This window comes from Fischerella sp. (assembly GCF_013388695.1).
GTDB lineage: Bacteria > Cyanobacteriota > Cyanobacteriia > Cyanobacteriales > Nostocaceae > PCC9605.
On the sequence record NZ_JACAEU010000031.1, the window covers coordinates 25,919 to 51,918 of the forward strand.

29 protein-coding genes are annotated in these 26,000 nt (G+C 43.8%); 18 read left to right on the plus strand and 11 right to left on the minus strand.

The genetic code is table 11. From position 1 onward, the window contains the following. Positions 1-209 precede the first annotated feature (209 nt). From infA to prfA, 11 genes are all read left to right on the plus strand, one after another. Positions 210-434 (plus strand): translation initiation factor IF-1, encoded by a 225-nt coding sequence (infA, locus tag HXY43_RS05430; RefSeq protein ID WP_006276978.1) that lies wholly within the window; start codon positions 210-212, stop codon positions 432-434. 116 nt (positions 435-550) lie between these two features. Continuing rightward, the gene (gene rpmJ, locus HXY43_RS05435; RefSeq protein WP_290880891.1) at positions 551-664 is read left to right on the plus strand and encodes a 50S ribosomal protein L36; all 114 of its coding nucleotides are present in this window, start codon (positions 551-553) and stop codon (positions 662-664) included. Between the two features lie 103 nt (positions 665-767). Continuing rightward, positions 768-1,148, plus strand: a complete 381-nt coding sequence (gene rpsM, locus HXY43_RS05440; protein ID WP_026732524.1) for a 30S ribosomal protein S13 — start codon at positions 768-770, stop codon at positions 1,146-1,148. A 54-nt stretch (positions 1,149-1,202) separates the two neighbouring features. Then, positions 1,203-1,598 carry a 30S ribosomal protein S11 gene (rpsK, locus tag HXY43_RS05445; RefSeq protein ID WP_009455552.1) on the plus strand — a complete coding sequence of 132 codons (396 nt, stop codon included), beginning with the start codon at positions 1,203-1,205 and terminating at the stop codon, positions 1,596-1,598. A gap of 338 nt (positions 1,599-1,936) precedes the next feature. After that, entirely contained in the window at positions 1,937-2,887 is a 951-nt protein-coding gene (locus HXY43_RS05450) for a DNA-directed RNA polymerase subunit alpha (RefSeq protein WP_290880914.1), read from the plus strand. An 80-nt stretch (positions 2,888-2,967) separates the two neighbouring features. Next, positions 2,968-3,318 carry a 50S ribosomal protein L17 gene (rplQ, locus tag HXY43_RS05455; RefSeq protein ID WP_290880917.1) on the plus strand — a complete coding sequence of 117 codons (351 nt, stop codon included), beginning with the start codon at positions 2,968-2,970 and terminating at the stop codon, positions 3,316-3,318. A gap of 140 nt (positions 3,319-3,458) precedes the next feature. After that, entirely contained in the window at positions 3,459-4,322 is an 864-nt protein-coding gene (truA, locus tag HXY43_RS05460) for a tRNA pseudouridine(38-40) synthase TruA (RefSeq protein ID WP_290880920.1), read from the plus strand. 94 nt (positions 4,323-4,416) lie between these two features. Further along, positions 4,417-4,878, plus strand: coding sequence for a 50S ribosomal protein L13 (gene rplM / locus HXY43_RS05465; protein WP_026732520.1), 462 nt, complete (start codon positions 4,417-4,419; stop codon positions 4,876-4,878). Then, entirely contained in the window at positions 4,878-5,294 is a 417-nt protein-coding gene (rpsI, locus tag HXY43_RS05470; RefSeq protein WP_026732519.1) for a 30S ribosomal protein S9, read from the plus strand. The genes rplM and rpsI overlap by 1 nt, the downstream gene beginning before the upstream one ends. Positions 5,295-5,459: 165 nt before the next feature. After that, complete coding sequence (gene rpmE, locus HXY43_RS05475; protein ID WP_026732518.1) at positions 5,460-5,696, plus strand: 50S ribosomal protein L31; 237 nt, start codon at positions 5,460-5,462, stop codon at positions 5,694-5,696. A gap of 101 nt (positions 5,697-5,797) precedes the next feature. Beyond that, on the plus strand, positions 5,798-6,898 hold the full coding sequence (gene prfA, locus HXY43_RS05480; protein ID WP_290881014.1) for a peptide chain release factor 1: 1,101 nt from the start codon (positions 5,798-5,800) through the stop codon (positions 6,896-6,898). Between the two features lie 81 nt (positions 6,899-6,979). Here the strand turns inward: prfA and HXY43_RS05485 are convergent, their stop codons facing one another. The 4 genes from HXY43_RS05485 to HXY43_RS05500 form a co-directional block, all read right to left on the minus strand. After that, positions 6,980-7,552 carry a class I SAM-dependent methyltransferase gene (locus HXY43_RS05485; protein WP_290880926.1) on the minus strand — a complete coding sequence of 191 codons (573 nt, stop codon included), beginning with the start codon at positions 7,550-7,552 and terminating at the stop codon, positions 6,980-6,982. A 25-nt stretch (positions 7,553-7,577) separates the two neighbouring features. Then, the gene (locus HXY43_RS05490; RefSeq protein WP_290880928.1) at positions 7,578-7,739 is read right to left on the minus strand and encodes a YqaE/Pmp3 family membrane protein; all 162 of its coding nucleotides are present in this window, start codon (positions 7,737-7,739) and stop codon (positions 7,578-7,580) included. A gap of 214 nt (positions 7,740-7,953) precedes the next feature. Continuing rightward, positions 7,954-8,301 (minus strand): translation initiation factor, encoded by a 348-nt coding sequence (locus tag HXY43_RS05495; RefSeq protein ID WP_026732515.1) that lies wholly within the window; start codon positions 8,299-8,301, stop codon positions 7,954-7,956. A gap of 127 nt (positions 8,302-8,428) precedes the next feature. Continuing rightward, a complete protein-coding gene (locus tag HXY43_RS05500; RefSeq protein ID WP_290880932.1) occupies positions 8,429-8,638 on the minus strand; it encodes a hypothetical protein in 210 nt (69 codons plus the stop codon). Positions 8,639-8,799: 161 nt separating this feature from the next. On the opposite strand from HXY43_RS05500, the gene HXY43_RS05505 reads away from it, so the two are divergent. The 3 genes from HXY43_RS05505 (at position 8,800) to HXY43_RS05515 (ending at position 10,955) form a co-directional block, all read left to right on the plus strand. Next, positions 8,800-9,018 carry a helix-turn-helix transcriptional regulator gene (locus HXY43_RS05505; protein ID WP_026732513.1) on the plus strand — a complete coding sequence of 73 codons (219 nt, stop codon included), beginning with the start codon at positions 8,800-8,802 and terminating at the stop codon, positions 9,016-9,018. Positions 9,019-9,156: 138 nt separating this feature from the next. After that, complete coding sequence (gene trpB / locus HXY43_RS05510; protein ID WP_290880936.1) at positions 9,157-10,395, plus strand: tryptophan synthase subunit beta; 1,239 nt, start codon at positions 9,157-9,159, stop codon at positions 10,393-10,395. Between the two features lie 47 nt (positions 10,396-10,442). Then, positions 10,443-10,955, plus strand: a complete 513-nt coding sequence (locus HXY43_RS05515) for a DUF3598 family protein (RefSeq protein ID WP_290880938.1) — start codon at positions 10,443-10,445, stop codon at positions 10,953-10,955. A gap of 161 nt (positions 10,956-11,116) precedes the next feature. Here the strand turns inward: HXY43_RS05515 and HXY43_RS05520 are convergent, their stop codons facing one another. Beyond that, positions 11,117-12,631 carry a hypothetical protein gene (locus HXY43_RS05520; protein ID WP_290880940.1) on the minus strand — a complete coding sequence of 505 codons (1,515 nt, stop codon included), beginning with the start codon at positions 12,629-12,631 and terminating at the stop codon, positions 11,117-11,119. A 161-nt stretch (positions 12,632-12,792) separates the two neighbouring features. On the opposite strand from HXY43_RS05520, the gene HXY43_RS05525 reads away from it, so the two are divergent. After that, entirely contained in the window at positions 12,793-13,983 is a 1,191-nt protein-coding gene (locus HXY43_RS05525) for a histidine kinase (protein ID WP_290880942.1), read from the plus strand. Between the two features lie 397 nt (positions 13,984-14,380). Here the strand turns inward: HXY43_RS05525 and mutT are convergent, their stop codons facing one another. The 5 genes from mutT to HXY43_RS05550 form a co-directional block, all read right to left on the minus strand. After that, positions 14,381-14,806 (minus strand): 8-oxo-dGTP diphosphatase MutT, encoded by a 426-nt coding sequence (gene mutT / locus HXY43_RS05530; RefSeq protein ID WP_290880945.1) that lies wholly within the window; start codon positions 14,804-14,806, stop codon positions 14,381-14,383. Positions 14,807-15,335: 529 nt separating this feature from the next. Next, positions 15,336-15,680 carry a DUF760 domain-containing protein gene (locus tag HXY43_RS05535; protein WP_026732506.1) on the minus strand — a complete coding sequence of 115 codons (345 nt, stop codon included), beginning with the start codon at positions 15,678-15,680 and terminating at the stop codon, positions 15,336-15,338. A gap of 264 nt (positions 15,681-15,944) precedes the next feature. Continuing rightward, positions 15,945-16,901: an RNA polymerase sigma factor, RpoD/SigA family gene (locus HXY43_RS05540; protein WP_026732505.1), complete on the minus strand. Its 957-nt coding sequence runs from the start codon at positions 16,899-16,901 to the stop codon at positions 15,945-15,947. Between the two features lie 572 nt (positions 16,902-17,473). Beyond that, positions 17,474-20,770 carry a carbamoyl-phosphate synthase large subunit gene (gene carB, locus HXY43_RS05545; protein WP_290880951.1) on the minus strand — a complete coding sequence of 1,099 codons (3,297 nt, stop codon included), beginning with the start codon at positions 20,768-20,770 and terminating at the stop codon, positions 17,474-17,476. 613 nt (positions 20,771-21,383) lie between these two features. Further along, complete coding sequence (locus tag HXY43_RS05550; protein ID WP_290880954.1) at positions 21,384-21,938, minus strand: Dps family protein; 555 nt, start codon at positions 21,936-21,938, stop codon at positions 21,384-21,386. A 607-nt stretch (positions 21,939-22,545) separates the two neighbouring features. On the opposite strand from HXY43_RS05550, the gene HXY43_RS05555 reads away from it, so the two are divergent. Both HXY43_RS05555 and HXY43_RS05560 read left to right on the plus strand, forming a co-directional pair. Beyond that, a complete protein-coding gene (locus HXY43_RS05555) occupies positions 22,546-22,782 on the plus strand; it encodes an Asr1405/Asl0597 family protein (RefSeq protein ID WP_290880956.1) in 237 nt (78 codons plus the stop codon). A 74-nt stretch (positions 22,783-22,856) separates the two neighbouring features. Further along, the gene (locus tag HXY43_RS05560) at positions 22,857-23,636 is read left to right on the plus strand and encodes a (2Fe-2S) ferredoxin domain-containing protein (protein ID WP_290880958.1); all 780 of its coding nucleotides are present in this window, start codon (positions 22,857-22,859) and stop codon (positions 23,634-23,636) included. 149 nt (positions 23,637-23,785) lie between these two features. Here the strand turns inward: HXY43_RS05560 and HXY43_RS05565 are convergent, their stop codons facing one another. Continuing rightward, the gene (locus HXY43_RS05565) at positions 23,786-25,087 is read right to left on the minus strand and encodes a dihydrolipoamide acetyltransferase family protein (RefSeq protein WP_290880960.1); all 1,302 of its coding nucleotides are present in this window, start codon (positions 25,085-25,087) and stop codon (positions 23,786-23,788) included. A 235-nt stretch (positions 25,088-25,322) separates the two neighbouring features. Here HXY43_RS05565 and HXY43_RS05570 point away from each other — a divergent pair, with 235 nt between their 5' ends. Next, positions 25,323-25,844: a hypothetical protein gene (locus HXY43_RS05570; protein ID WP_290880963.1), complete on the plus strand. Its 522-nt coding sequence runs from the start codon at positions 25,323-25,325 to the stop codon at positions 25,842-25,844. Positions 25,845-26,000: the final 156 nt, after the last annotated feature.

Consider the following 26,000-nt stretch of genomic DNA (forward strand, 5'->3'; position numbering starts at 1 on the left):
TGGGCATTGGGAATTGGGAATTGGGCATTGAGAATTGAAGTACTGATTTCTCCTATGCCCCATGCCCCTTTCCCCATATCTAAGCAGATGCACGTAAATCTTGGCTAAGATATATTAATAAACTGTTGATATATTTATCAAAATATGTTCTTTCGCAGCTAAAACTAGCAGCAAAGAATAGAAAAATGTTGCGTTGAGGAAAAAACAAATTGTCTAAGCAAGATTTGATTGAAATGGAAGGTACGGTTACAGAGTCATTGCCTAACGCTATGTTTCGCGTTGACTTGGACAATGGCTTTAACGTCCTAGCTCACATTTCCGGCAAGATTCGCCGCAACTATATCAAGATTTTACCTGGCGATCGCGTCAAAGTTGAGCTGACACCCTACGACCTAACTAAAGGTCGGATCACTTATCGACTCAGGAAAAAGTAGATATATGTAGGATATTATACCATAAAACCAACGCTGTTGGTTTTATTACAATGATTTAACTGAATAATTTCCTAAAAAATGCTATAATTTAACATTTGGAGTCAATTAGTAAAGGCATGAAAGTCAGAGCCTCAGTCAAAAAAATGTGTGAAAAGTGTAACGTGATCCGCCGTCGGGGTCGCGTCATGGTGATTTGTACCAATCCCAAACATAAACAACGCCAAGGTTAGGGCGAAGTAGAACTACTTTTTAGGACTTGGTGAGTTGGTGGCAGCATCATCACCTTAAACACTAACTTACATCACTAGTGAGCACCATAGGGAGAAAATTGTTGTGGCACGTATTGCCGGAGTAGACCTTCCACGCGATAAGCGCGTCGAGATTGGTCTAACTTATATTTACGGAATCGGTTTATCGAGATCGCAGGAGATTTTAGCCGCTACGGGTGTCAATCCAGACACTCGTGTTAAAGATCTCAGTGATGCTGACATAGCAGCCCTGCGAGGAGAAGTAGAAAGCAACTATCAAGTCGAGGGCGACTTGAGGCGCTGGGAAGCATTGAACATCAAGCGCCTAATTGAGATTGGTACCTATAGAGGCCGTCGTCACCGCATGGGCTTACCAGTTAGAGGACAAAGAACTCGCACCAATGCTCGAACCCGACGTGGGAGACGGCAAACAGTGGCTGGTAAGAAGAAGGCACCAGGGAAATAAATTTTTTGCCATGCTTGCCTTGAGCAAGCTTTACATTCATCCAATTACACCGATATGGCGCGACAACCAAGTAAAAAAACCGGGAGCAAAAAGCAAAAACGCAACGTACCAAATGGTGTTGCTTACATCCAATCTACTTTCAACAATAGCATTGTCACCATTACCGATCAAAACGGAGATGTGATTTCTTGGGCAAGCGCTGGCTCTAGCGGTTTTAAGGGCGCAAAAAAGGGAACTCCCTTTGCAGCGCAAACCGCGGCTGAAAGCGCAGCACGTCGAGCGATCGATCAGGGAATGCGCCAAATTGAGGTAATGGTAAGCGGCCCAGGAGCAGGTCGAGAAACCGCTATCCGGGCTCTCCAAGGGGCAGGACTGGAAATTACACTCATTCGAGATATTACCCCAATTCCTCACAATGGCTGCCGCCCCCCCAAACGCCGTCGAGTTTAAACACGACTTGTTGGGTGGTAAAGGCAAGCAGTGAACAGTGAACAGTGAACAGTGAACAGCAAATGATTACTGATTATTGATAACTGATAACTGTATGAACTTGCCTATTCCCCTCACACGCATAGTGGCCGTCCGAAGTTCATCAGCCCCTTTTGCTACATCGGGCTGCTAAACTTCGGAAAACCTAAAAAATATAGCGCCTGTAAGCTTTTTGAGGTGTCAAGCTCGAACTGTTACTGACAGGCAGTTTGATAGAACTCAAGCCCAAGGCATAAATCCAAATTCGTAGGCAAGAAATTTGCCTGCTAGCAAGACCTTAGAACAAGGGAGGCTACTCCGTGGCGCAGTTTCAAATTGAATGTGTAGAGTCTAGTACAGAGGAAAGTCGGAGCCACTACAGTAAATTTATCCTAGAACCTCTGGAGCGGGGTCAAGGAATTACCGTTGGCAACGCCCTGAGACGGGTATTGCTGTCAAATCTAGAGGGTACGGCAGTTACAGCAGTACGGATTGCGGGGGTGACACACGAGTTTGCCACCGTTCCGGGCGTGAGAGAGGATGTGCTAGAAATCCTGATGAGAATGAAGGAAGTCATCCTCAAAAGCTATTCAACTCAACCCCAGATTGGTCGCCTACTCGTTACAGGCCCATCCACAGTCACATCAGCACACTTTGACTTGCCGAGTGAAGTAGAAGTCGTCGATCCGACCCAATATATAGCAACCCTGGCTGAAGGGGGAAAGCTAGAAATGGAATTTCGGATTGAAAAAGGCAAAGGGTATCGCACTGTAGAACGTGGCCGCGAGGAAGCCACATCATTAGACTTCCTCCAAATCGACTCGGTGTTTATGCCAGTTAGAAAAGTCAACTACAGCGTTGAAGAAACCCGTGGTGATACTGGGATGCCTAGAGACCGACTGCTGTTAGAAGTTTGGACGAATGGCAGTCTTAGCCCCCAAGAAGCCCTCTCCTCGGCAGCAGGAATTTTGGTAGAGTTATTCAACCCTCTGAAAGATATTGATATTAGACAAACAGAAACAGACTCTGTAGATGAGCTAGATCCAACCGCCCAGATTCCCATCGAAGAGTTGCAGCTTTCTGTGCGAGCTTATAACTGTCTGAAGCGGGCACAAGTTAACTCTGTGGCAGACTTATTGGATTATACCCAAGAAGACCTGTTAGAAATTAAAAACTTTGGTCAGAAGTCGGCTGAAGAAGTAGTTGAAGCTTTACAGCGACGCCTAGGGATTACCCTACCAACCGAAAGGTCTTCTAAACATGGTGGTTAATAGTTAATAGTTAATAGCAATTAACAATTAACTATTAGCAGCCATATTAAGTAAGCGTTATCATTCATGGTTGATTAATTATGCGTCATCGTTGTCGAGTCAAAAAACTCAGCAAACCAGCTGACCAGCGTCGCGCTCTTTTGCGATCGCTAACTACCGAGCTGATTCGTCATGGTCGAATTACTACTACTTTACAACGAGCTAAGGTAGTTCGATCTGAAGTGGATAAAATGATTACCCTAGCCAAAGACGGCTCGCTTGCAGCACGCCGTCAAGCCCTTGGCTACATCTATGACAAAGACCTTGTTCAGGCTTTATTTGAACAAGCTCCCACTCGTTATGGCAATCGTCAGGGCGGATATACCCGCATCCTGCACACCGTACCTCGTCGCGGTGACAACGCTGAGATGGCAATCATTGAACTGGTTTAAGTTATCAGTCATTAGTCATTGGTCAAATTTTGTTCTTTGTTGATAGATGGTTGTTGGTTGGAAGAAACACCAAACAACAAACAACAAACAACCAACAACAAGCAAATGACAAATGACAAAGGACAAATAACAAAATTCCTATGTTAGAGAGCCACCAGCCTACACCAAAAGAGCGAGTCGCCCTGGTAATTCAATACCTGGGCACTCATTTTCATGGCTGGCAACGGCAACCGCAACACCGTAGCGTGCAGGAAGAGATAGAAAAAGCTATTGCTCATGTAATGGGTCATCCTGTGACATTACACGGTGCGGGACGTACCGATAGTGGAGTTCACGCTGCCGCTCAAGTAGCCCATTTTGATGCTACTGGTAAGATTCCAGCTCACAAGTGGGCAACAATTCTCAATAGCTACCTGCCAACAGATATATTGATTCGGGCTTCAGCAGGTGTAAGTCCAGATTGGCACGCTCGTTTTAGTGCAGCGTATCGACGGTATCGCTACACCATAGACACTGCAAAACAGCCGAACTTGTTCACCAGAGCCTTCAGTTGGCATTATTATCATGCACCTCTGGATGAATCTTTAATCCAGGCAGCACTGAAACCTCTGATTGGACACCATCATTTAGCGGCATTTCACCGCGCCAACTCAGGGCGCAAGCATTCCTGGGTAGAGATACAAGCAGCAGAGTGTTACCGCAACGGTTCATTTATCCATATTGAAATTCAGGCAAATGGATTTTTATATGGCATGGTACGACTATTAGTAGGAATGTTAGTGCAGGTAGGTACAAAAGAGCGATCGCTCACTGACTTCACCAACCTCTGGAAAGACGAACGCCGGGAAGAGGTGAAATATGCTGCACCTGCCCACGGCTTGTGCTTGTTGCGAGTCGGCTATCCAGATTTTCCTTTTCCTAAAGAGATCTGGTTTGACACTCAGCCACTGTTTGGCATTGGTCAAGAGGAGGCAGCGCGCTCCAACAGGGGGTTCCCCCCATGAGCGACTGCCGTTCATTAGTCAATAGTCAATGGTTGGGTATTGGTGGTCTTCCCAAACAACAAACAACAAACAACTAGCAACGATCAAATAACAAATGACACTCAATAAAACATACCTTCCTCCAATTACTTCCCTAACGCAGGAGTGGTACGTAGTAGATGCCACCGACAAACGTCTCGGTCGCCTAGCTAGCGAAATCGCGATGGTTCTGCGAGGCAAAAATAAACCTGAATATACACCCCACATGGATACAGGCGACTTCGTCATTGTAATCAATGCTGAAAAAGTCGCCGTCACCGGGAAAAAGCGCACCCAAAAGGTTTACCGTCGTCACTCCGGTCGTCCTGGCGGGATGAAGACAGAAACTTTTGCTAAGCTACAAGGGCGTTTACCAGAACGGATTATCGAACATGCCGTTAAAGGTATGCTACCCAAAAATAGCTTGGGACGGCAGTTGTTCACCAAGCTGAAAGTCTATGCTGGCCCCACTCATCCCCATGCAGCCCAAAAACCCAAAGAATTAAAAATTAATACTATTCCAGGAGAACAAGATTAATGCAAGCAACAGATAACACTAGCGGCCGTGCAATGTACTGGGGTACTGGTCGTCGTAAATCCGCAGTGGCACGAGTACGCCTAGTTCCAGGTAGCGGACAGTTGATTGTCAATGGCAAACCCGGAGACTTGTATTTCCAATTCAATCCTAATTACCTGGGTGCACTGAAAGCACCTCTAGAAACATTGGGACTGGAAAACGAATACGATATTTTGGTGAAAGCCGAAGGTGGCGGCTTGACCGGACAATCAAGCGCAATTCGACTAGGAGTAGCTCGCGCTCTTTGCCAACTCGACCCAGATAACCGTTCTCCTCTGAAAACCGAAGGCTATCTTACCCGCGACCCCCGAGCAAAAGAACGGAAAAAATACGGTTTGCACAAAGCTCGCAAAGCACCCCAGTACTCCAAAAGATAAGGGATTGGGGATTGGGTATTGGGCATTGGGCATTGGGCATTGGGAGAAGATTCTTCTCATCTCCTAATACCTAGTCCCTAGTAACCAGTCATCACTTAACCAGTCCCTAGTCCTAAATTAAGCACCAAAGTTATAATTTTTATAGAATCAACGACGAAAAGAACAATGGCTAAACCTGGAATTCATCCCGAGTGGTATCCAGAAGCTAAAGTTTACTGCAATGGTCAAGTTGTCATGACCGTCGGCTCCACAAAGCCAGAATTGCATGTAGATGTTTGGTCTGGAAACCATCCTTTTTACACCGGAACTCAGAAGATTATTGACACTGAAGGTCGTGTTGAACGCTTCCTTCGCAAGTACGGCATGAAAGGCGATCAAGCTGGCGGCAAAAAGAAAAAGTAGCGGGTTGGCTCTGCTGTTAACGACGACCCTGCAACCGCTGGGTCGCTTGTTGTTTTATTTTGCCGAGCCAACTTGTGATTTTAAGGAGCGATCGCACTCTCATGGCTGAACAATATTTACTGGAGAAACTCAAATCTGTTGAACAAACTTTTAATGAATTGACCCGTCGCCTTGCCGATCCTGATACTGCCCAAAATCCGGATGAGTATCAAAAAGTGGCTAAGGCCCGGTCTGGGTTAGAAGAGGTAGTCACTACCTATGAAACTTGGAAAACAGCCCAAGACGAATTAGTAGGGGCACGTCAAATCTTGAAAGAATCTCAGGGCGATCCGGAATTGCAAGAAATGGCAGCCCTGGAAGTTCAGGAATTAGAAGAAAAAATAGAATACCTAGAACATCGCCTGAAAATATTATTACTACCCCGCGACCCCAATGATGATAAAAACATCATGCTAGAAATTCGTGCGGGTACTGGTGGTGATGAAGCTAGTATTTGGGCAGGTGACTTGTTGCGGATGTACTCTCGCTATGCTGACAGTCAGGGTTGGCGAGTGAAGCTAGTCAGTGAATCCTTAGCGGAAATGGGCGGCTTCAAAGAAGCAATTCTGGAAATTCAGGGAGACAACGTCTACAGCAAGTTGAAATTTGAAGCGGGAGTACATCGCGTGCAGCGCGTACCAGTCACAGAAGCTGGAGGAAGAGTTCATACTTCCACTGCAACCGTGGCGGTAATGCCAGAAGTCGATGATGTGGAAATTCACATCGATCCCAAAGATATAGAAATGACCACAGCGCGATCTGGTGGTGCGGGTGGACAAAACGTCAACAAGGTGGAAACTGCGGTAGACTTGTTCCACAAGCCAACGGGAATTCGGATTTTCTGTACTGAAGAACGCAGCCAGTTGCAAAACAAAGAACGGGCAATGCAGATCTTGCGGGCAAAACTGTATGAAATGAAGTTACGCGAACAGCAAGAAGCAGTAACTTCCATGCGGCGATCGCAGGTTGGTACAGGGTCACGTTCTGAGAAAATTCGCACCTATAATTATAAGGACAATCGCGTTACAGACCACCGTCTCGGTCAAAACTACTCCCTTGCCCCAGTTCTAGAAGGTGATTTAGAATCACTGATTCAGTCTTGTATCTCTCAAGACCAGCAAGAACGCTTGGCGGAACTTGCTGCTTCTGGTGCAGCTAATTAATAGAGGCTGTTAAAAATAATATTGTAGAAAACCGCTGTTTGTGCTGTTGCTTTTAACACACGTAAGCGGTTTTTTAATGTGTTATTGCGTGCATTTTCTATTTCTACTGTAGTAAGAAAATTTATGGCTCCAATCAGTATCAAAAATCATAGCTACAGGGTGGAAGTCAACAACAACGAAACGTCCACCAGTTTTGAGAATATTTGAAATTCCCTTAGCCCAAAGGTTTAAATCAGATATCCAACAAACTGCCCCGTAAGAAGAAAATGCAATATCAAATTGTTTGCCTGCTGTTGCTGTTTCCTCGAACCAATCGAAGATATCGGCGCGATCAAAGTTGGCTGAAATTCCTGATTCCTGTGAGAGTTTTTGAGCAAACGCTATAGCCTCATCACTAATATCTACGCCAGTGACAATTGCACCCAGCCGCGCCAGCGATAGAGTATCTTGTCCAGCGTTGCATTGTAGGTGAACTAAGGACAAACCAGTAATATCTCCCAGCAGTTCAATCTCTTCTGGAAAAAGAGTACTTCCTCCTTCCCGGAAAAACTTTGCTTGATCGCCTTTATGGCTATTGTGCGCCTTGGTTGCCTCATTCCAAGACAAACGGTTCTGTTCGTGAAGTTCGTTTCTCGAAGGTGTACCCGCCATCATCCCTGAGAATAAATTTTATTTATATCTATTTCCTCGCAATTACCCAAACGGCGTGAACAATGCCAAGAATGTAGAAACCAAAAATCGTCAAAAGCAGATTAATCCAAAAATCTTTACCGAAACCAACTTGCAAAAACACTCCCAGAGGTGGTAGGAAAATAGCGCAGATAATCCGAACTAAATCCATTGCTTTCTCCTGTGAATCTAAAACTGAGCAGGATTTTTACCTCTCAAAGATAACATTTTATGTCTGAGCGTGGCAGGTAAACTAAGTTCGGTTAACTCGACTAACTAGTACAACTTGGCGTAAATAAACCGACTATCTGAAAACAGATCAAAGGTTTATAACACAAGCTTTTTTGACTTTTAACTTTTGACTTTTGACTTACTCGGCAGCGTTGCTAGCCACCGCTGATTTTAGCTTTGTAACCCAGCTTGGTCACAATTTCGAGAATCTTCTGCTTGTGTTCGCCCTGAATTTCTATTTCATTGTCTTTAACTGTACCACCTGTACCGCATTGGGTTTTTAACTGCTTTAATAAAGCTTGCAGAGTTTCTGGTTTGGCTTGAAATCCGCTAATCACGGTTACAGTTTTACCTTTGCGTCCGGCGCGGGTTGCTTGCACCCGCAAGTTTTGTTTTTCGGGTGGTAGTTCTTGAATTGGTCTTTCTATTGCTGCGGAGTTGTCTTGACCAAATTCACGCCAAGCTGAGCGATCGCTAGATGATTTATCCTTTCCAGAAGCCATATGTTTACTCGTTGTGAGTGCTGAGTTCTCTCTTGATTTAGCTTAAACCTAATATAAGTTTTACGTAGTCTCTTCACGCCAGTCGCTACAACGGGGGAAACCCCCCGTAACGCGCTAGCTCAATTTTTTAACTTTTTGTGTAATTTTTCCAAACCTGGATGATTGCTTGAGCGTCTTTCCCAAAAAAAGCTTCCCTGTCACCGTTACTCCAAGTGATGACGCAGGCGGTTTCCTCGTTAAACATGTTTAGATCAACTTTCCGAAACCGAATTTGTCGAGCGTAAGCTAAATTTATCCAACCTCGTGTGGGTGTTTGACAAAGGATAAGTTGTGGCATTATTAATTAAACCTCATTTTTTATGAAGGGTTGAAAAGGCGGTTTCGTTTCCTAGGCGCTACCGCCTTTTCTATGTTTTAATATTACTATGCTTATAGTCATTATGTAAATATAGTATTATTATAAATATTGTAATAATTTTGGAGTAGTACTATAAAAAAATGCCTATACAAAATCGAGTTAAAAGCTTCTTGGAAGCCAAAGGTCTATCTGTATACCAATTCATCAAAGATACTGGTATAGCTCCTGCTACTGGTTATAAACTTGCCAAAAAGTCTAACTACCTGCCTTCTATTCGTGTGTTAGAAGTTATTTGCGATACCTATAAGGTTCATCCTGGTGAAATCTTAGAATGGGTGGAGGAACAGAAAGATGTTTAACACTCACTCCACTTTGCTCCGTTAAGTCAATGGTCAAGAGGTATTACTTTTGACTTTTGACTTTTGACTCTTGACTCTTGACTCCCCTATGCGAATCTTTTCTATAATTATCTTCGTCCCGTAATTGCAAATCAGTCCGTGACCACTACTCCCATTTCCCCGAATTCCCAAAATACCCAACGCCCCGATCCAGAAGGACGCTTTGGCCGTTTTGGCGGTAAGTATGTTCCAGAAACATTGATGCCAGCCTTGGCAGAACTAGAAACAGCTTACCAGCAATACCGCAATCAACCAGCCTTTCAAGCCGAATTGCAACAATTGCTACGCGACTACGTAGGGCGTGCTACTCCCCTGTATTTTGCCGAACGCCTCACCGCTCACTATGCCAGACCAGATGGTAGTGGAGCGCAAATTTACTTAAAGCGTGAGGATTTAAATCACACAGGCGCTCACAAAATCAATAATGCGATCGCTCAAGTACTGTTGGCAAAGCGCATGGGCAAGCAGCGGATTATCGCCGAAACTGGTGCTGGACAACATGGAGTCGCAACGGCTACAGTCTGCGCTCGGTTTGGCTTGGAATGCGTTATTTATATGGGCGTTCACGACATGGAACGCCAAGCATTGAATGTATTTAGAATGCGGTTGATGGGGGCAGAAGTTCGACCTGTGGCAGCGGGAACGGGTACGCTGAAGGATGCTACTTCTGAGGCAATTCGGGATTGGGTGACGAATGTAGAAACGACTCATTACATCTTGGGTTCGGTGGCAGGGCCCCATCCTTACCCGATGATGGTACGGGATTTTCATGCAGTGATTGGTCAAGAAACCCGCGCCCAAGCGATGGAAAAATGGGGTGGTTTGCCTGATATTCTCATCGCTTGTGTGGGTGGTGGTTCCAATGCCATCGGACTGTTCCACGAGTTTGTGAATGAACCATCTGTGCGGTTAATTGGCGTAGAAGCTGCTGGGGAAGGTGTCAACACAGATAAACACGCCGCTACCTTGACAAAAGGACGTATTGGTGTATTACACGGGGCAATGAGTTACTTGCTGCAAAACGACGATGGGCAAGTAATTGAAGCCCATTCGATTAGTGCTGGGTTAGATTATCCGGGTGTGGGGCCAGAACACAGTTATTTGAAAGAATCTCAACGGGCTGAATATTACAGTGTGACTGATGCAGAAGCTTTGGCAGCATTCCAGAGACTTTCGCGCTTAGAGGGAATTATACCTGCACTGGAAACCGCTCATGCGATCGCCTACCTAGAAACCCTGTGTCCGCAACTTAGCGGTAGTCCTCGCATTGTAATTAACTGTTCCGGACGTGGTGATAAGGATGTGCAAACGGTAGCTAAGTTCTTAGCTCCTCAGTGATATTATGTCTGGTCTTGCATAACATTATCTTCAGCAGAGGCGGCAGTATGACTCAACAAGAAACGAATGTGCCTGTCCGTGACACGGCTGCAACAGAAACTCAAGGTAAAGTTAATTTACAGGACTATAAAGTAATACCCAAACACGTCGGAAACTGGGAAGGAACCGTTAGATTTTTGGATGCGGATCTTCAACTAACCAAGAGCTACGACATCAAGCAAACATTCCAGGATGCGGGTGAGAAGTGGATCATAACAAACACTTACTTGTACCCTGATGGTACGAGTTTCTCCCACAGCTTTGATGTGATTCCCATAGGTAATAGTGAAGTCAACGTTGAGCCACAGGACGGTTCTGCTTTCAGTGATAGCAAACTAACCGCTGTGGAACACGGTGATATTGTTGATTTCAAAGTGTTTAATACTGCAACTGGACTGCTCAGAGAAATCGAAACAATTGTTTTGCAGGGAGAAAATAAGCGCGTTCGCACAACTCAATTTTTCACAGACAATGGTGATTTGAAAAGTTTGTTGGTAGTTGTCGAACATAGAGTTGATTAAAAAGTTTGGTCATGGACAAACAATTACTGGCTTTGCTGATTTCATGTAGAAAATGATTTAAAGTAGTGATTTAAAACGCAGAGAGGCGCAGAGGTAAACGCAAAGGCTCGCAGAGTCTTGGTGAATTTCATGCGCGAACTCATGTATATGAAATATAGGTGTCAGTATTTCACGTAGTTTTCTAAATCATCGATTGGCGGAGGATTAAATTGATTTAAAACTCGCCAGAGAACTGTGTAGCTGCCATCACTACGGCGACGCACTGGTCGAAATGCCAGTATGATATCGCTGCTTTGCATTTGGAGTGATTCTTCTAGATTGAGGCGATCGCTACCGGAAATTGATTTACCGCTTAAAATCATCTCTGGTATTTGGAACTGGAGCGATCGCACTAAATAGGTGTGGTTCAATACTGCTTTGGCATCTGTGAAAATCACTTGGTCTTGGTTCCAATTTTGGTCTTTGCCTGTGATGAAGCGCCGTCGCTCTACTTGCAAATCAGCCAATTTTCTGGGATGCTGGTAATTTAAGAAAAACTGTCGTGTTGACAGCGAAACAGATCGCAGCTTGGCATCCAACTTTTCTAGGGGTATATTACCTAAGTCAATCATGAAGTTGTAATCCAATCCCTGCGGTAAAATTTGGAATTTATCACCCACGAGCTGAAGTGCTAAGCTGGGAGTAAAGCCTCCGTTTGTTTTACCCAAGGACGGAAAAGGATAGCGTTCGCTGACGCTTGGCTGTAAACGATTGCTAAGAGTATTCAGCTGACGATGGTAAGCTGAATCAGGCAAGACGCGGAAAATACCAGTGTTGGGCATCTCCAGAAACTTGGCATAAGTTTGCGGCTCTTGCGGATCGAGGTCATAACTAAAGCGGTCAAGCTGGGCAGTAGTTTCCCAAGAATTTTGAAATTGTGTTCCCTGGGGAAATGCCGATATTGCTTGTGCCAAAGTTTGCTTTGCCATTTGCAAAGTAGCGAGCGTTTCTGGAGGTGGTGCGATCGCCGCTTGTATTGGCGGTACATACTCGGCTAGAAGTCTCTTCGCCGTTCCAGCAATGATTGGTGGTGGGGTTTTTGGGAAATCCGCTTCTTGAACAGCAAAAGGAGTAGCTGGTTTTGCGAGATTGGGATGCTGGATTGGCGCAATTGAAAGCACAGGATCTGACTGGCGTTCGCCACTAACTAGGGGTAACTCTCTCACTAACGCTAACTCACCGCGCCGAGACAAAAGCCGATCTAAAACTGGAGCAAGTTTAGATAACTCTTGACTAGAAGCATACAAAGAGCAGTAAATTTGTGCTTGTGGCTCTGTTAATTGATCGGACAGGAAGGAAATATTCACAGAAAATTTCCCTTCCAGATAGCACAAAGCTTTAGGGTTCGGGTAGTGGCGTTTGAGAAAACTTTCTGTTGCTACCTGGTGGACAGTTAATTGTCCTCTCACAGATCGCAGTTGATTGGCATCCGGTTGAGAAATTGCTTTTTCGATGCGAGCAATCAAATTCACTTGTTCTTGTACCATCCCAGTTGCAGTTGTATAAAAACTTTCATCTGGTCTTGACGAAAGATTTTGATTCAGCGAAGATCGCGACTTAGACTCAGCGCTAAAGCCTTGCCCAGAAACAGAAATGAGACAAAATGGGATGAAAAGACTGAAAAAAATATATCTCATCTAAAAAATCCTGTAGGGATGGGAGTATGAAAAATCTAAAATAGATATTAAATTGATATTAAATTGAAAAAAAAAGAACGACCATCCCATCGACAAGCGCCAGTTTATCTTACTTTTCGTCAAGTGTCGTCGGTTTGTTACCAGTGCTAAAACACGATTACATGCAAGCTTCCCAGGATCAGCCTATTTATTCTGAAGCTCCACTACAATTGTTACTTTTTGTTGATGGACGACCAAAGTCCCGACAGCAAGCGCAGCGAATACGTGCGTACTTAAAAGAATTGGAAGCTGACTACAAGTTTGAACTTCAAATTGTTGATGTTGGGCAACAACCCTATTTGGCAGAATATTTTAAACTGGTAGCAACACCAGCTTTAATCAAAATTCATCCGGAACCTAGACATGTTCTGGCAGGTAGTAATATAATTGCCCAACTAAAAAGTTGGTGGCCTCGCTGGCAAGCCACAGTAGATGCCTACGTAAAATTACAGAGTAACTTGCAAGAAAATATCGAAGATAATGGTCGCTCACCATCATCTCCTAAATCCTCTATTCGTTCGGTTGCTATTTCTGCGGAACTACTGCGACTATCAGATGAAATTTTTCGCTTAAAACAGGAAAAAGAGCAACTCGAAGAACAGCTACAGTTTAAAGACAGGGTGATAGCTATGTTAGCCCATGACCTCCGCAATCCTTTGACTGCGGCCGCCATAGCAATGGACACTCTGCAATCTAACTACAACCCAGAAAAAGCTGGATTCGAGAGGTTGACACCCACGATGACAGCGCACTTATTTAAACAAGCCCGCAACCAAACTCGAATCATTGACCGTATGATTACTGACCTTTTACAACTGGGTCGTAATAACGAGAGAGAATTTCCTATTCAACCGCAAAAAACAAACATAGGACAACTCTGCTTAGATACATTGGAGGAATTACGCGATCGCTACATTGAAAAATCTCTGAAGATACAAAAAGATATCCCCAAGGATTTACCTACTGTTTACGCCGATCCAGAACGTATTCGGCAAGTGTTAATTAACTTATTGGATAATGCGATTAAATATACACCGGAAGGTGGTACGATTAGCGTTGCTGGACTGCACCGTACTACGCAAAAAGTTCAATTCAGTATTGGCGATACAGGGCCTGGTATCCCAGAAGAAAACCGCGATCGCATTTTTGAAAACCACTTCCGCTTGGAACGGGACAAAGGTAAAGAAGGCTACGGTATTGGTCTGTGTTTGTGTCAACGCATCATCCGCGCTCACTATGGTCAAATTTGGGTAGATTCTTCCCCTAGTGGTGGAGCATGGTTTCACTTCACGCTGCCAGTGTATGTGAATTAGATAGTAGTTAGTAGTTAGTAGTTAGTAGTTAGTAGTTAGTACTCCTGGTTCGCTCATTTTTTTTGGAGTTCGAGAAATTACAAAAAAACATAGAATCTTAGTGTAGTAATGGTTTTAGCGACTTTCCTAAATTTACCTTGAACTACCACCTCGTTGTAAAAACTCTATTTTTATGCGATCGCACAAAGTTGGGACAAGAGTACATTTGAATCACAGGTTAGAACCTGGATTAAATCGTTCAGCTTTTTTCTAACTCAATTTAAAATAGGCGAACCGGGAGTTAGTAGATAGTAGATAATAGTTAGTAGTGAATATTACCACTACCCACTAACCACTACCTACTAACCACTACCCACTAACCACTACCCACTACCCACTAACCACTAACCACTACCCACTAACCACTACCCACTAACCATTCCCTTAATGCTGCGATAATTTGAGTGTTGGCTTCAGGGAAAGCAAAATACTCTAGTTCATCCAAACTTACCCAGCGCACTTCCTCGCATTCAATTGGTTGGGGAACTCCTTTAATCAAGTGGCAGTGATGTACTGTTAGAGTTACCCGGAGGTGAGTGTAAGTGTGGTCTATTGTAATTAGATGCTCACAGACTTTGATCGCTATTCCTAATTCTTCCTGAATTTCTCGCTGAATACAGTCTTCAACTGTTTCACCAGGCTCGATTTTACCTCCAGGAAATTCCCATAAACCCCCCATTACTCCTTCCTGGCGACGGCGATCGATTAAAATTTGCCTCTGGTCGTTCCAGATTACCGCAACACCAATAATTTTATGAGGTGGAACAGAAGTAGTTTCGTTCATGGTTAGTGGTTAGTTGTTGTTAGTTGTTAGTTGTTAGTTGTTTGGAATAATAACCAACCAACAATCAACAACCAACTACCAACAACTGAATAAATGACAAAACTCGGCAAATTAATATCTACCGAGTTTGTATTTTATTACAATTTGCAAATTTATTTTATTTTCTTGGTATTCTTTTGTTTGGCGCTGACTGCATCAAGCGTATTTGATGTTCAGAATTTAAGATTAACAATAAGCTAAAGCACATTCAAGTTGCATATTATATTCTCTTGTGGGGTGGGCATCCTGCCCGCCCAAGTTATGCAAATTAGATGTGGAACAGCTTACTTGGTGAGCCAGCTTATTTTCATCTACAGGCTTTGTTGGAGTGCTTGATAAATCTTAACTTTCAGATTTATCAATGTTTTTCAACCAAAGATAAAGTAAGACCGTGAGAATTTCGCAGAGGGTAGTTTCGGATTTGTTTGACTGTGGCTGAGATGAAGCATGGACGTAAACATCTTGAATTTCCAATAGGCAACTTCAATTCCTACTCTGCTTCATTATTGTTGATTTCCATGCCTTGCAATGCCAATTCAAAACTCATTCTCTGCTCGGCGTTACGCAAAAAGTAACCACTAATCATGGCTGAGGCCAATAGACGACCAAGACTTTCCCGACTGGTAGTAATAGTAACACCATAGTGTTCGGAGGGCAAATTACCCAATAATCCTATAATATTGCGCTCCATTACCTGAAATACTTCAGGGGAATTGGGTTGAGATAATTGGCTCACAGTCTCTGGACTTAAGGATTTAACGTACTGCCACAATAAGTTACTAGTTTCTGACTCACTGTTAAAGAATTCTGAGACTCTATTGGATGGGTTACTCATATTTTTCCTCCTGTACTACCACAGCTGCGCTGAAAGTAAGTTAAATAGACTTGAATTAATAGTTGTCTTATAGTCTATTTGACTTGGCTTTAGCTGTTATGTGTTCCTGGAAACTAATCTAACAGGCAGATTCTCTGTTAGCAGTGGGCGTAACCGTACCAAAGAAAGCGGAAAGTCGCACCTCATTGAGTTATTGGTTAGTGGTTAGTGGTTAGTGGTGAAGAACCAACGACTAACTACTATCTACTAACTACTAACTATCAACTAACTTGCTAAATATTCATTAATGCCGACTTTTGATTTGCGGAGTTTGCTTAAGGCTTCCCGTTCAATTTGCCGCACTCGTTCACGGCTGATGTTCAGAATCTCGCCGATCTTAGCAAGAGTTAGTGCTTGTCCGTCATTTAAACCAAACCGCAAGGATATTACTTCCCGCTGCTGTGGTGTAAGTTCTGCCATGAGACGATCTAAGTCACTAGACAGGGAAGATTGGGCGACAAAATCTTCTGGACAAGCTCCTGGATCTTCTAACATTTCTCCAAGTTCGGTATCGTAGTTATCTCCCAGCCGTATATCTAGAGATAAGGGTACACGCGCTTTTTCTAAATACTCTCGTACTTGCTTGGGAGTTAATTCTAACTCTTGTGCTAACTCAGAAACAGAGGGAGCACGTCCTAATCTTTGGGATAAGTAGCGTTGTGCCTTTTTAATTTTATTCAGTTTCTCGGTAATGTGAATTGGTAGCCGAATGGTACGACCTTTCTCCGCGATCGCCCGAGTGATGGCTTGACGTATCCACCAATAGGCATAGGTAGAAAATCTATAGCCTTTAGTAGGGTCAAATTTCTCCACACCCCGTTGCATTCCAATGCTACCTTCTTGAATCAAGTCGAGTAGATCGACGTTGCGTTTGATATACTTTTTAGCAACAGAGACTACTAATCGCAAATTGGCTTCTACCATCTTGCGCTTTGCTATTTCAGCATCTGCGATCGCTTCGTTCAATTCTACTGGTTCTAGCTGCGTCGCTTTTGCCCATTCTTCTAGAGTTGGTTGACGTCCTAACTTGATGGTCAGAGATTCTCTCGCTTCGTGCAAGGCTGTTGCACGTTGTACCTGTTTGCCATAAAAAATCTCTTCCTCGTGTGTTAATAGCGGCACACGGCCGATTTCACGCAGGTAAGTCCGCACGAGGTCTGTAGCTGTCTGAGCGGTCTTCATGGCACTACTCTTTAGTAAATATGGGTTTGACAGTAGGGTAGTTAACTGATAGATGCCTTTTTTGGGTGCCTATATTGGTCAGACTGGGAACCCATGCTGTGATTTGCAACTCATACGCCCGATTTACTCGGCGACTGGTAATGTTCTGATTTAGTTCTTTACTGCTAGAAGATACAGTTACTTTTATATTCTGCACAAGTATCTACAGTTAGATAAAAGGTAGTTTGTAAAACATTTCTTTTTTTTGTGCTTTATTAAAAATTGTAACATTTATGATAAATTTTTGACTACAGGACAAACAAAGATTTTGTATTTTTCCTGTCTACTCCAGCTAGCTGTTTTTTTAAAACTGTATTTATAAGCGTATTCCATAACTCTAGCAAGGGCAAGAAAAATTTCTAATCTTTCTTAACAAAACTCAATGTTAACTATAAGAATTCTCCTATGAGAAGTGGGGAATGGGGCAAAGGGCAATGGGCATGGGGCAATGGGCAAGGGGAAAAGAGGAAAGGTGAAAGGTTAATAAATTCCTTTACCCTTTAACTTTCGCCCAATCCCCAATACCCAATCCCCTATGGAACCATGCAGTAATCTTGGATAACTTTGACATCCAAAGTTGTATTTTGGAGGGTACGGATTGCTGCGACGGTGGCTTTTGCCCCAGCAATGGTGGTAATGATGGGGATTTTGTAAGCCAAGGCTGTACGACGAATTAGTCTGGCGTCACTTTGGGCTTCTTCACCAGAGGGTGAGTTGATAATCAGTTGAATTTTGTGATTTTTAATGGCATCCAAGACGTGGGGGCGACCTTCATGAAGTTTAAGTACTAATTCTACTTCTAAGCCATTTTCTTGAAGGACGCGGCGCGTACCTTCAGTCGCCATCACAGCAAAGCCCATATCGATAAATTCTTTGACTACTGGTACTGCTGCTGCTTTGTCGCGACTATTCATTGACACAAACACTGTGCCACTTAAAGGCAAACGCTCGCCAGCACCTAATTCTGCCTTGGCAAAGGCGCGGCCAAAGTCGCTGTCTATGCCCATGACTTCGCCAGTAGAGCGCATTTCCGGGCCGAGGATTGTATCTGTACCAGGGAATTTATTAAATGGTAATACTGCCTCTTTGACGGCGATATGGGATGGTATAACTTCTTCGGTAAAGCCCAACTCCTCTAAGGTTTTGCCAGACATGATTAAAGATGCTAGTTTCGCCAGAGGTACGCCCGTAGCTTTAGAAACAAAGGGTACGGTGCGAGAGGCGCGGGGGTTGGCTTCTAAAATGTAAACTTGGGGAGAATAACTTTGAGAACCAACCACGGCAAACTGAATATTCATTAGTCCTACTACATTCAATGCCTTGGCCAGTTCCACCGTCCACCTGCGAATTTGATTGAGAACTACTGGTGGTAGGGAAATTGCAGGCAAAGAACAAGCAGAGTCTCCTGAATGTATGCCCGCTTGCTCAATGTGTTCCATGATGCCACCAATCACTACCTTGCCCGTATGGTCGGCGATCGCATCTACATCTACTTCGATCGCATTTTCCAAAAACTTATCTATTAAGATTGGATGCTCGGGTTCTACTTGGACAGCAAAGGTCATGTAGCGTTCTAATTCTGTATCGGAGTAGACGATTTCCATTGCCCTTCCTCCCAACACGTAGCTAGGACGCACCACGACGGGATAACCAATCCGTTGGGCGACTATCAGCGCATCCTCATAAGTACGGGCAATACCATTTGGCGGTTGAGCAATATTTAACTCCTTGAGAATCTTCTCAAATCGCTCCCGGTCTTCGGCAATATCGATAGAGTCTGGAGAGGTTCCCCAAATATTGGTGATCGGGGATTGGGGATTAGGGATTGGGGATTGGGAATTTTCCTCAGTACCCAGTCCCTTTAAATACTTCTGCAATGGAACTGCCAACTTCAGCGGTGTTTGCCCACCAAACTGCACAATTATGCCTATAGGATTTTCCGCTTCAATAATGTTTAATACATCTTCTTTAGTTAACGGCTCAAAGTAGAGGCGATCGCTGGTGTCATAATCTGTTGATACAGTCTCGGGGTTGGAGTTGACCATGATTGTTTCATACCCTGCTGCTTTAAGAGCAAAGGCAGCGTGACAGCAACAATAGTCAAATTCAATTCCCTGACCGATGCGGTTTGGGCCGCCACCCAAAATCATCACTTTGGGTTTATCAGTTGCTAGTATCTCGGTTTCTTCTTCGTAGGCAGAGTAATAATAGGGAGTAAAGGCTTCAAATTCGGCTGCACAGGTATCCACAGTTTTGTAAACAGGGATAACGCCTAATTTTTTGCGGTATGCCCTGACTTCATCTTCAGTGGTTTTGGTGGCATAGGCAATTTGGCGATCGCTAAATCCTTGCCGCTTAACAGCATACATTTGCTCTTTTGTCAACTGCTGCAAGGGCGTCCGCTTCAGAAATTTCTCTACATCCAGCAGTTCCTGCATTTTATCGAGGAACCAAGGGTCAATCCCGGTCAACTCGTAGATTTCCTCAATGCTTAGCCCTAGCTGCATGGCATGACGCACGGCAAAAATACGCTCAGGGTTTGGTGTTCGCAGTTGGGCACGAATTTGTTCACCACTAGGGAGTTTTTCTTTGATGTCGCATCCCCACCCAGCACGCCCAGTTTCTAGAGAACGCAGGGCTTTTTGGAAGGACTCGTTAAATGTCCGTCCCATTGCCATTGCTTCCCCTACCGATTTCATTTGGGTGGTTAGGACTGGTTCAGAACCAGGGAACTTTTCAAAGGCAAATCGAGGAACTTTGGTAACGACATAATCTATGGTCGGCTCAAAAGAGGCAGGAGTTTTCTTGGTGATGTCATTTTTAATTTCATCCAAGCTGTAGCCGACGGCTAGCTTAGCCGCCATTTTGGCGATCGGAAAACCCGTAGCTTTACTGGCTAAAGCCGAACTCCGAGAAACGCGGGGGTTCATTTCAATGACAATTACATCCCCATCCACGGGATTGACGGCAAACTGGATATTAGAACCACCAGTTTCTACGCCAATCTCGCGGATAATTTTTATTGCCATATCCCGCAGCCGCTGATATTCTTTGTCGGTGAGGGTTTGGGCAGGAGCAACGGTAATAGAGTCGCCAGTGTGAATACCCATTGGGTCAATGTTTTCAATTGAACAGATAATCACAACGTTATCTGCCAAGTCGCGCATTACTTCTAGTTCGTATTCTTTCCAACCCAAAAGGGACTGGTCGATCAGAATTTGCGATACGGGAGAAGCATCTATACCTGCTTGTGCCATTTCCGCAAATTCTTCTTCGTTGTAAGCAATACCGCCGCCAGTACCACCTAAAGTAAAAGCTGGACGAATAATTAAAGGATAAGTACCAATGCGATGGGCGATCGCTTTTGCTTCTTCTAATGAAGAAGCTGTACCACTAGGACACACCTTCACCCCAATCTTTGCCATCGCCTCGTTAAACAGTTTCCTGTCTTCGGCTTTTTCAATGGCTGGTAACTTAGCGCCTATTAACTCGACGCTGTACTTTTCTAACACTCCGCTTTTTGCCAAAGCGACGGCGATGTTAAGGGCGGTTTGTCCTCCCATTGTTGGTAGTAGGGCGTCAGGTCGTTCTTTGATGATGACTTTTTCAACTAATTCCGGTGTTAGCGGTTCGATGTATGTGCGATCGGCTGTTTCTGGATCGGTCATGATTGTAGCAGGGTTGGAATTGACCAGTACCACTTCATAGCCTTCTTCTCGCAGCGCTTTACAGGCTTGGGTTCCAGAATAGTCAAACTCACAAGCTTGTCCAATCACTATTGGGCCAGACCCTAGTAGCAGAATCTTTTTAATATCGTCACGGCGGGGCATAGTCGTTGCTTTGGAGTATGAGAATACAAATCCTGATTATTTTAAGGGTCTTTACCCACTACTAATGCTGTTTGTTATCAACTTTTCTACATTTCATGACACAGACCTAGTCAGGAAAAGGCACTCTTGTTGATTTTTCTAGTGTTCCAAGCATTTTATTCTGTAGTCTTCTCTAGCTTAGGCGATCGCACAAAGATAGGAAAATTTCATGGCTAAAAGCGTAATTAATTTACTGTTTCACTTTATTTTTTAGATTTTGAGTTCATTTTCTACTGCTTTTTATGTCTAAATTGTGTGTGGTAATCATGCTGTAATTTATTAGTTGTTTGAGATTAATTTGAGATTATTAGTTATTGTTCTCAATAAAACAGCAATTGATTTATATATATATAAATTAAGTTTTATAATTATAGGCTCTTTTAGATATGAGTATTTACTCGTAGTAAAGCAATAATAAAATTTTTGATTTTAATAGTGTGTATTTTTAGATACATAAATAAAAAAGGCAGAGAGATAAATGTGCCTATCTCTGCCTTTTTTTATAATTTATTCAGAACTAACACTTGCAACTTTTCCTTCAGTCTAGGAAAGACGGCTTCAGATAATTAGAATGTTAGTTTTGAACACGTTGAACAAATCCTAAGGTTAAGCTGTCTTTGGCAAGGAAGTGAGCCAAATGGTAAGCTCTTTCTTCAGTTTCCAGAAGGATTTTTTCGTAGAGATAGCGTGTAGCGCGATCGCCTAAGCTTTCTGCTTGAGCAGCTTGGCTGCGAATCAACTTAATCATCGCTTGCTCTGCCTTGAGGTCATTTTCTACCATGTTACGGCAGGAAAAGACACCATCTACTTCTTGCTCAAAGCAGCATAATTGCGCTAATTTGGCGAAGGTTGCAACTGGCACGCCTCCCAATCCATTTAGGCGCTCGCCAATATCATGGATGTGTTCTTGTATTTCTTTATAACTTTCGTTAAAAAACTCGTGCAGAGAGTAATATTCTGCGCCTTCAACTACAAAATGATGCTTTTGGTATTGTAAAGCCAGACCTTGAAAGCTAGCTAAGACAACGTTAAATCCTTCACAAACTGGAGCAGTGATACTGCGATCTAGCAGTACAGGATTGTCATAAACCTGACCAAAATCTTGTAACAAAGTTTGCGTTTCAGACATTGTTCTCCTCGCTTTTGAGCAGTTATGCATTCTAACCGCTTAGTCTTTACATATTAGCATTTCAAAAATGAAAACAAGCTCTAAAAATATTATAAAACTTTGATTTTTTGTAACTGTATAAAACTTCTGCTTTTATTTCTTATCGCAAATACATATCATCAAACAGCTTGATATTTTTGAGGAGGTAGAAAAGCTAGAACAAAGGAACCAGAAGCCAGAGTCAGTAGAAAAGGTAAAAATTTTCATTAATCTCATGTGATATGGCTGAAGGTTGGGGGTCGAGAAATTACTTATCCCTTATCCCCTATCCCCAGTCCCCTTTAAGCTTCCACTGCTGGATTGTTCGGGAATGAGTACTAATATTTTGAACTTTGAGTTTTTAATTGTGGATTTATTTATTTAGCCTTCCCATCTCTCTTTATTTCTTTTCCTAGCTCCACCCTTCTCCTGTTATTAGGTATGATTGAGATTTTTTTGCCAAAACTACTGAGAAAAGTTTGCACTTAGGTTATGCTGTTCTAAGGAGTCCAACTCCCAAAAATATCCTTATCAAGGAATCAAAGCGCAGTAGTTACTGCAAGTTTATTGCACTTTAAGGGCGGCAATCTTGAAGTCTTTCAGTTCAGAACTAAAAGTAAAGCACGTTGTAGAAGTGAATTGGGCAGACCGCTGGCAGGTCTATCAACGCTTGCGGGAACTAGATATTCCCTGTTGGTGCGAGACTAACCAGCCATTAACAGTTCAAATTGACGATGCTTACACAGCTATTCAACTTTGGAGTGTGATGCGGCAATTCACAGCCCCTCGGCAAGCATTGATTTGGGCGTTGGAACTGTGTTGGTAGCATTCATTCACCACCAACAATTCCCAGTGATATCTCGCTAGATTGCTTGTGTTTGTAAAAAATAGGTCAAGGCAATGAGTAATTCCCATGAAACTGAAACAACCGCATTTTGTCTTGAGGGGAGGTTCCTCGATTTTGTTATCAAAGATGGTTATAAACTCAAAGGTTTAATGCTGGCGACTTCTGAGGGAGAGTGTTACATCAAGCTAGCTAAACATTTACGGATAGCTTTTGATTGGCGTTTATCACCAGGTACTTGGCTGCAAGTTGTAGGTGAAAAAAAATACGATCGCAAAACAGGTACGCTTAAGTTAAAAGCTGAGCGAGTCATGGCGGCGTCTTCGGAGAGGGGAAGAGGAGCCAGTGCGGTGGTGAGGCAGCGCGGTCTTGGGGGTTCCCCCCATGAGCGACTGCCGAAAGGGTTCTCCGGCATAAAGCACCTGGCGTTGGGAGAGTGGGAAAGTGAAAGAAATTCTTCCTCCCCACCACCCCATCTCCCTATCACCACATCAATTACTGACGCCAAACCACAACCAACTAAAGTCGCTACCATTTTGGTATGTCAAAAGTCTGATTGCATGAAGCGTGGTGGTAAGGCTATGTGTCAAGCTTTACAATCAGCGTTGAGCGATCGCGGTTTAGAAGATCAGGTGACTATCAAAGCGACTGGTTGCATGAAAAACTGCAAGGCAGGGCCTAATTTAGTTATGCCTGATAAAACCCGCTACAGTCACATTCAAGCTACACAAGTTCCTGCACTTATTGATAAGCATTTTGCTACCAACCAAGTGAAGCAAAGGCAAGATCGCGCTAGCGAAGTAGCAATGTCAACGGCAAATATAGGCAGTATTTAAGTAATATTATATTTTTTAAACGCAGAGGTTCGCAGAGGGTTCCGCAGAGGTTCGCAGAGTTTTTTGCGATGGGATACGCAGGCATTGAAAAAGACTTGGAGGATGCAAACTCCAAGTCTTAAAATTGGTTATTAAAGTAGTATTTTCACTTACATGGTTAAAGATTGAGGATTGGTCTCAATCAATTTCGCTAAATCTTGCAAGAATGCGGCTGCGGGAGCACCATAAATAATGCGGTGGTCACAGGTAATGTTTACCTGCATTTGTTGCTTAACACCAAACATGCCATCGGCTGTTGCTACTACTTGCGGTCGAGATGCCCCGATCGCTATTATTGAACCTTGTCCGGGGGGTAGAATCGCATCAAATCTGTCTACGCCAAACATGCCTAAATTCGATATTGTAAATGTACCAGTGCTGTACTCTTCTGGTTGTAGTTTTTTGGCTCTGGCGCGATCTACTAAAGACTTCCAAGTGCGAGATAGAGAATAGATATCCAATTGATCGGCATTTTGTAAAACAGGAGTAATCAATCCTCCGTCATCCATTGCTACTGCTACAGCAATATTGATGCTAGAAGGATAGACAATTCCTTGGTCTGAATAGTTGGCATTGATCAGGGGGTGTTTTTGCAATGTCACCGCTACGGCTTTTGCTAGTAGCGCGGTCATTGTCACACCCTTGGATTTAATCTGTTTATAAAGCTGGTCTAATGCATCAGTGGTAATGGTGTAACCCACATGGATTACAGGCACGGATAAGCTGGCAACCATATTCCGCGCCACGGCATTTTGCAAGGTAGTAAGAGGCACTACTTGACCTGGAACAGCCGCAACTGCTGGCATGGCAGCGGGTGTTGGTTGGGCAGCTGGTGCGACTGGGGCAGCGGCTGGTGGCGGTGTTACTGGGGTTGCTGTAGTCGGTTGTGGGCTAGCTTTGCCAACTGCTGCTTCTATGTCTTCAGCGACGATGCGGCCGTAGGGGCCACTGCCAGAAATGTTACTCAAATCAACTTTCAGTTCCTTGGCTAATTTGCGGGCGCGGGGTGAAGCCACGATTCGCCCGGAACGATGATTAGAGCCGTTTTGAGTCGCCAAGACAGGTGTTGCGACTGCGGCTGTATCTGCCGTTTGTCTGGGAGCAGCAGCAGTTTCAGCTTTAGCAGCACCAGCGCCTTGGGCTTGAGACTTCGCTGTTTCAATTTCGGCTTCGGTTTCTGCCAACAGAGCGATCGCTGCTCCCACGGGCGCGGTTTCACCAGCTTGTACAATGATGTGGGCTAAATATCCTTCATAAAAGGATTCCACATCCATATCTGCCTTATCTGACTCGACAACCACCACTGTTTCGCCTTTTTCCACTTTGTCCCCGGTCGATTTCACCCAAGAGACAATTTTACCTTCGGTCATGGTGGAACTAAGTGCGGGCATGAATATTTCGTGAATGCTCATAGGGAGGGCGAATCGATAATCTTGTAAAATTTAACAGCTTGTGTCAGATCGAATTGTATCTTGACCAGAGACGCGAGGAACTATTCTATTGCCTGATGGTCTATTAATTTGTATTTCTTATCACGGCTAGTTACATCAGAACAATTACTCAAAAGAAGGAGGAACTAGAGTCATACTTCAATTTAAAATTCAAATTTGATTAACTAAACTGCTTGAAAGTGCTTGTTAATTTTTTATGCCGGCAAAGTTGAAGATTTTGGTAATTTTGATACTGAGTATCTTTGCCACCGCTGCCGCTGGAGTTTATATTGCTAATCGCCAGCAATCTGCGCCAATTGCCAATAACAATCTACCACAGCGGCACTCCGCTGCTGTGGCTTCAGCTCAAGAAGTGATGGCAAATCCGGAGCGGGCTAGGTATAAAGCTATACCACTTGGTAGTATTAAGTCAGTTCTCCAAGGTAGCGATCCGGCTGCCCTCGCCCTTGATGCCTTTGACGATAGTGTACCAGAGCGAGGAACGCGCAAGGTAGAGGTATTTTATCCGCAACCAAATCAAGCGTTTGTAACGATCGTGCAAACAAAGGAGAGAAAAAATGCTACAAGGGCTGTTAAGTATCGAGTTGAGTTGACATCATTTGGGCGATCGCTGCTTGCTAGTTCACCCCCTTTGTGGCAAATTGTTTGGGCTGGTTCCCAGGAACAATGTCTGTTGAGAAACGGCAGGAAAGATTTGGCAATGATTACCTGTCAATAGATGTTCAAAGCAGCTATCAGCACAAAGAAGCAGTGAGGAGTAACCACGTGTGGTGTGAGGAGCTTTTTAGCATACCCCTCACCGATAAAAGCCGATAGTAGATATGACAAGTATTGTAGGTGAGGGCAGTTAGAGCGCCCCATCAAGCTATAATTA